This is a genomic window from Fundidesulfovibrio sp. (assembly GCF_058402725.1).
The window spans coordinates 1-6,187 of record NZ_JBZVFJ010000173.1 but is presented as its reverse complement, the minus strand read 5'-3'; the positions used below and the strand labels follow the sequence as shown (position 1 = coordinate 6,187).

The following is a 6,187-nucleotide window of genomic DNA, read 5'->3' as shown; positions in this document are numbered from 1 at the left end:
ATGCGGCCCACGGCGTCGGCCAGCACGGGGGAATCCTGGGCCAGGTCGTCCAGGGGGGTGTTGGCCAGGATGTTCAGCTCGGGGCCGAAGCGTTTGGCCAGCCGGGCGTAGTGGGCGCGGACCTTCTTGGTGGACTCGCCCGCGCCGTGGATCTCGGAGAGGATCTCCGCCAGGGGGATGAGCGAGACGAAGCCCGGCTCGCCCTTGGGGCGGACGGGTTGCTCGCGGTCGGCCAGCGCCATGACGCGGTTGAGCACGCCCACGGTGAGGGGCCTGCCGCACACGGGGCACAGCCCGCCCTTGGCCCGGGTCTCGTGGGGGTCCATGACCACGCCGCAGGCCAGGTGGCCGTCCAGGTGGTACTTGCCCTCCTCGGGGAAGAATTCCACCGTCCCGAGGAATTCGTGCCCCAGGCCCTCGCCGCGCAGGGCGCGGTAGATGCCCTCGTAGGAGATCGTGCCGGAGAAGAGGTTGGCCTCGCGCCCGAGTTTCTCGCCGGAGTGGGCGTCGGAATTGGAGACCATGCGGTAGCGGTCCAGGCTGGAGAGCAGGCGGTTCATCTCGGGGTCGGAGGAGAGGCCGGTCTCCAGGGCGAAGATGTGTTCGGAGAGGCTGCCGAAGCACTCCTCCACGGAGTCGAAGCCGGACTTGGAGCCCAGGAGCGAGAACCACGGGGTCCAGATGTGGGCGGGCACCAGGTAGGCCAGGGGATCGGTCTCCAGGACCATCTCCAGGAGGTGGCGGCTGTCCAGGCCCAGGATGGGGCGGCCGTCGGAGGCCAGGTTGCCCACGCGCGCCAGGCGGGCGTTGAGCTTTTCGGCGGCCTCGAAGCTGGGCGCGTAGACCAGGTTGTGCACTTTGCGGACCTTGCCGCCGCGCTTGTAGATGGAGCTGATCTCGGCCGAGAGCATGAAGCGCGCGTGTCCGGGCAGGTGGGCGTCGGGCAGCCAGGGGATCTCGCCTTCCAGGCCGCGCGCGTCCTTGAGGCGCAAAAGGCCCTCGGAGTCCGGCACGAGCTGTTCGCGCAGCTCCTCGAGCCACTTGGGGTGGGTGAAATCGCCCGTGGCCACCACGTCCAGGCCCTTGATCCCGGCCCACGCGGCCAGATGGCGCGGGGTCAGGCCCTTGCTGGTGGCCCTGGAAAACCTGGAGTGGATGTGCAGATCGGCCCTGTACTGGTCCATGTCGCCCCGCCTTGAGGATGGGGCAGACTAGCGTCTTCGGGCCGCGCGGGCAAGGCCCCCGGCCGACGCCCCCGGACGGGAACAGGCGGGCTCCACGATGAAAAGGCCCCTGCGCGGACAAGGGCCTCTTCAGCAGGGGGATCCTGCACGACTGTGGGGAGGAGCCGATGCTTCAGTTTACACCAGAAAGGGGGGAAACACGCAAGCCCTTCGCCGCGTTCTCCGCACTTTTTACGCAGTGACCACGCACTGCACGAGCGCCAGCCCCCCGGCGAAGCACTCGAACTCGGCCTGGGCCTGGCTCTGGGCCTGACGGCGGGTCTCGTCGAGCATGTCGCGGCGCGCGGAGGCCACCCCCACCACGTCGGGGTCCAGGGAGCCGTGGGCGGCCATGTCTTCCAGGATGCCCACGATGCGCGAAAGCTCCATGCCCGCGCGGTAGGGCCTGTCCTCGGCCATGGCCGTGAACATGTCCGCCACGGTGAGCACGCGCGCGCCCAGCCCCAGGCCCGAAGCCGGAACGCCGCGGGGGTAGCCCTTGCCGTCCAGGCGCTCGTGGTGCTGCCCCACCAGCCGGGCCACCTCGGCCAGGGCCGGGGCTGCGGCCAGGGCGTTGGAGCCGTTCTCGGCGTGGCTTTGCATCACGCGCAACTCGCCCGGGTCCAGGGCCGAGGGTTTCATGATGATCTCGGCCGGGACGCCCAGCTTGCCCAGGTCGTGCAGTTCCCCGGCGATCTCCAGCACGTCGCGCGAGCGGCCGTCCATGCCCAGCTCCGAGGCCAGGGCCATGGCCGTGGCCGTGACCCCGCGCGAGTGCGTGGCGGTGAAGCGGCAGCGGAAATCGATGATCTGGCTGAAAAGGCGCGAAAGCCGCGAGACTTCCTCCCCACGCAGTTCGGGGTTGCAGGCCTCGGGGATGTGCGGGCTGGCCCCTGCGACGCCTGCCTCGGCCAGGGCCTCCAGGTGTCCCGGCCGGGCGGCCAGGGCCTCGAAGGCCTCCACCCAGGCTGGGTTGAAGAGCCTGCCGCGTCCCTCGCGGATCATGCGGTCCAGGCGCTGCCGGTCGATGGGCGAGCCCTTGACGCGCGGCAGGAGGGTGTCCACGCGGTCGGCCAGGTTGAGCAGGTTGCCCGCCTCCACGCCGCCCTGGCAGCGGCCCTCCCCGCGCAGACGCCAGGGCAGATGGTGGCAGCGCACGATCTCGGCGGCGCGGCCCAGGCCCGGGGAGCCCTCCAGGAGGCGCGCGCCGATCTCGGGGTGGGTCTGGTCGGAGGATTCGAAGGCCAGTGCGGCCAGGCGGTCCTTGAGGGTGAAGGCCCCCACGTCGTGGAGCAAACCAGCCAGGGCCAGGTCGGCCTGTTCGGGGGCGGGGAGCCCGGCCTCCTCGGCCAGGGCCTGGGCCAGGATGCCCACACGGCGATGGTGTCCGGCCACCTCGGGGCTCACGAGGTCCACGGCGTTGGCGAGGCAGCCCACCATGTCGAAGAGACGCAACTGCACGACGGTACTCCTGAAGGATGCCTTAAAATATCCCCTTCGGGTCGCGTTGGCAAGGCCTTCCGGGCGCATTTCCCGACCGCCTCTTTCCTGCGAAATGCTCCGCGGAAGGGGCGGCGTGCGGGAGCGGGCGCAGGGAGGAACGCCGCCCGGGCGAAGGCCCGGGCGGCGCGGGGAGATGCTCCGGCCCAGGCGGAAGGATTATGCGGACCCGCAGTCTCCCGGGTCGCCCTGGCGCTTCTCCAGGGCGTGCTCGAAGGCCGGGAGCACGGCGGCCAGGGTCTCGCGCACGCCCTTGGGGGACCCGGGCAGGTTCACCACCAGGGTGTTGCCCAGAAAGCCCGCCATGGCCCGGGAGATCACGGCCCGGGGCGTGGACTGGATGCCCGCCATGGCCATGGCCGTCTCGAAGCCGGGCAGGCGCGTCTCCAGCACGGCCCCGGTGGCCTCGGGGGTGATGTCGCGCGGGGCCACGCCCGTGCCGCCCGTGGTGACCACGATGTCGAACCCCTGGGCCAGGGCCAGGTCCGTGATCAGGGCCTTGAGCTGGCGGGTGTCGTCGGGGAGGATGTGCCCCTGGATGCTGGAGAGGCCCAGTTCGGCGGCCACCATGTCGCCGATGAGCGGCCCCGAGGCGTCGTCGCGCAGGCCCGCCGCGCCCTTGTCTGAGAGGGTCACCCAGGCCAGGCTGAAGCCCCCGGACCACGCGAGGAGCGTGGTCGCGCCCATGGGGAAGTAGACCTCGTCCAGGGCGTCGGCCAGCACCACGTCCAGGGCCGGGGCGGCCCCGCCCTGGGGCCAGCGCACGCGCCCGGCCACCTGGAACAGGGGCTTGCCTGCCATGCGCCCCAGATGCGTGCCCACGCGCAGCCTGGGCAGGGCCCCCACCGACGAGAGCACGGGTTTGAGGCCCCCCGAAGGGGCGCCCGGGGCGATGAACACGCGCTGGCCAGGGAGGACGGTCGTCTCCTGGGTGAGGGCGAGCAGAACCGAGCCGTTCATGCGAAACCACCTTGACGGTTGCAAATTTGGCGGGCATGGGCAACAAGCCCAGAACGGGAACACAGCACAAGCGAGGACGTGCATGAAAGGCATCATCCTGGCCGGCGGCTCCGGCACGAGACTCTACCCCATCACCAGAGTCGTCAGCAAGCAGCTCCTGCCGGTGTACGACAAGCCCATGATCTACTACCCCCTCTCGGTCCTTATGCTCGCGGGCATCCGGGAGATCATGATCATTTCCACCCCGGAGGACCTGCCCCGCTTCCGCGAGATGCTGGGGGACGGCTCCTGGCTGGGGCTCTCCTTCCACTACAAGGTGCAGCCCAAGCCCGAGGGCCTGGCCCAGGCCTTCATCCTGGCGGAGGATTTCATCGGCAGGGACAAGGTCTGCCTGGTGCTGGGCGACAACATCTTCTACGGCAAGGGCCTGGCCGAGGTGCTCCAGCGTTGCGCCCAGCTGGACACCGGCGGCGTGGTCTTCGGCTACAAGGTGCGCGACCCCGAGCGCTACGGCGTGGTGGAGTTCGACGCATCCAAGAAGGTGATCTCCATCGAGGAGAAGCCCAAGGCCCCCAAGAGCAAGTACGCCGTCACGGGCCTGTATTTCTACGACAACCAGGTGGTGGACATCGCCCGGGAGCTCAAGCCCTCGCCGCGCGGCGAGCTGGAGATCACCGACGTGAACAACGTCTACCTCCAGCAGGGCCAGCTCAAGGTGGAATTCCTCGGGCGCGGCTTCGCCTGGCTGGACACCGGCACCCACGAGTCGCTCCACCAGGCCGCCGGGTTCGTGCAGGCCATCCAGGACCGCCAGGGCCTCAAGGTCTCCTGCCTGGAGGAGATCGCCTTCCGCATGGGCTACATCTCCGACGAGCAGCTGGAGCATCTGGCCCAGGACATGCTCAAGAACTCCTACGGACAGTACCTCCTCGAGGTGGTCCGGGAAGCCAGGGGGGAACACTGATGGAATCGATCGTCCCCGTCCCCGCGGGATTCTCCTTCGCCGCCCACGCCTCGGGCATGCGCTACCAGGGCCGCGACGACCTGGCGCTCATCGTCTCCGACCGGCCCGCCGCTGGCGCGGGCGTGTTCACCAAGAACAGCTTCCAGGCCGCGCCCGTCACCGTGGCGCGCGAGAACATCAAGCACTCGGAAGGCATCCGCGCTTTTCTGGTGAACGCCGGACAGGCCAACGCCTGCACCGGAGACGAGGGCCTGGCCAACTGCCGCGCCACCCTGGAACTGGTGGCCGAGCGCCTGGGCATCGAGCCCGGGGAGATCCTGCCCGCCTCCACGGGCGTGATCGGCCCCCAGCTCAAAATGGACCTCTGGCGCGCCGAGGCCCCGGCCCTGGCCGCCGGGCTGGGCAAGGCCGCGCCCCTGGACGCCGCCAAGGCCATCATGACCACCGACGCTTTCCCCAAGATGGCCTGGGGCTTCGTGGAGACGCCCTCGGGAACCGTGCGCCTGCTGGGCATGGCCAAGGGCGCGGGCATGATCTGCCCCAACATGGCCACCATGCTGGGCTTCGTGCTCTGCGACGCCGAGGTGGAGAAGGCCCGCTGGCAGGCCATGCTGGCCGCCGCCGTGGACGCGAGCTTCAACGCCGTCACCGTGGACGGCGACACCTCCACCAACGACTGCGTGCTGGCCATGGCCAACGGCGCGTCGGGCGTGGCCGTGCGCGAGGACGACGAACTCTCCGCCCTGGCCGCAGCGCTCAACGAGCTCTGCCAGGCCCTGGCCTACATGATCGTGGAGGACGCCGAGGGCGGCACCAAGATCGTCCGCGTGCACGTGACGGGCGCGCAGGACCACATGGAGGCCGAGGCCTGCGCGCGCGCCGTGGGGCACTCGCCCCTGGTGAAGACGGCCATGTTCGGGCGCGACGCCAACTGGGGCCGCATCGTGGCCGCCGTGGGCCGCTCCGGGGCCGAGTTCGACCCCGCGAAGGTGAGCGTGGCCATCGGGGGCATCCCGGTGTTCCAGAACGGCCAGCCCGTGCCCGGCGACCTGGACAGCCTGCTGGCCCCGCACATGCGCCGCGCCGAGATCGCCATCGACATCGACCTGGGCGCGGGCGAGGGAGAATACCTCCTCCTGGCCTCGGACCTGGGCTTCGACTACGTGAAGTGCAACGCCTCCTACCGCAGCTGACGCGCGCGAGGACAACGAATCGAAAGCCCCCTCCCGGCCGGTCCGGGAGGGGGCTTTCATTTTGGGCATACGGTCGTCTTTCTCCGGCTGAGCGCGCCCCACGCCCCCCCTGCCCTATTTCGGGTCCAGCCCGCTCTGCTTGAGTCCCGCCATGCCGCCGTGCACGTTGAGCACGTCCTTGAACCCGGCCTGCTCCAGGGTGATCTGCCCCTCGTAGGAGCGGATGCCCGTGTTGCACAGGAGCACCACCGTGCGGTCGCGCGGGATCTCGTCCAGGCGCTCGCGCAGCTGGTCCTGGGGGATGTTGCGCCACGCCCCGGGGTGCGCCGCCAGGTAGGGCGCGGCGT

Annotated in this window: 6 protein-coding genes; 2 read left to right on the top strand and 4 right to left on the bottom strand. The window is 70.2% G+C overall.

The annotated features are described in order from the left end of the window. The 3 genes from ACV4UX_RS16530 to ACV4UX_RS16520 all read right to left on the bottom strand — a co-directional run. Window positions 1-1,184 (bottom strand): endonuclease Q family protein (locus ACV4UX_RS16530; RefSeq protein ID WP_491594383.1); only part of this gene is annotated, 1,184 nt, incomplete at its 3' end. Between the two features lie 231 nt (window positions 1,185-1,415). Then, window positions 1,416-2,684, bottom strand: a complete 1,269-nt coding sequence (locus tag ACV4UX_RS16525) for an HD domain-containing phosphohydrolase (protein ID WP_491594382.1) — start codon at window positions 2,682-2,684, stop codon at window positions 1,416-1,418. Between the two features lie 198 nt (window positions 2,685-2,882). Further along, window positions 2,883-3,683 carry a MogA/MoaB family molybdenum cofactor biosynthesis protein gene (locus ACV4UX_RS16520; RefSeq protein ID WP_491594381.1) on the bottom strand — a complete coding sequence of 267 codons (801 nt, stop codon included), beginning with the start codon at window positions 3,681-3,683 and terminating at the stop codon, window positions 2,883-2,885. A gap of 82 nt (window positions 3,684-3,765) precedes the next feature. Between ACV4UX_RS16520 and rfbA the strand changes: the two genes are divergently transcribed. Continuing rightward, a complete protein-coding gene (rfbA, locus tag ACV4UX_RS16515) occupies window positions 3,766-4,647 on the top strand; it encodes a glucose-1-phosphate thymidylyltransferase RfbA (protein WP_491594380.1) in 882 nt (293 codons plus the stop codon). Next, complete coding sequence (gene argJ / locus ACV4UX_RS16510; RefSeq protein WP_491594384.1) at window positions 4,644-5,840, top strand: bifunctional glutamate N-acetyltransferase/amino-acid acetyltransferase ArgJ; 1,197 nt, start codon at window positions 4,644-4,646, stop codon at window positions 5,838-5,840. The genes rfbA and argJ overlap by 4 nt, the downstream gene beginning before the upstream one ends. 114 nt (window positions 5,841-5,954) lie before the next feature. Here argJ and ACV4UX_RS16505 read toward each other — a convergent pair. After that, window positions 5,955-6,187, bottom strand: a 233-nt coding sequence (locus ACV4UX_RS16505) for a rhodanese-like domain-containing protein (RefSeq protein ID WP_491594379.1), incomplete at its 5' end; no start/stop codon positions are given.

What these genes read in the sequence shown, in the direction of transcription:
- ACV4UX_RS16520 (WP_491594381.1), bottom strand. Translation starts at nt 3,683, where the DNA reads ATGAACGGCTCGGTTCTGCTCGCCCTCACCCAGGAGACGACCGTCCTC.
- rfbA (WP_491594380.1), top strand. Translation starts at nt 3,766, where the DNA reads ATGAAAGGCATCATCCTGGCCGGCGGCTCCGGCACGAGACTCTACCCC.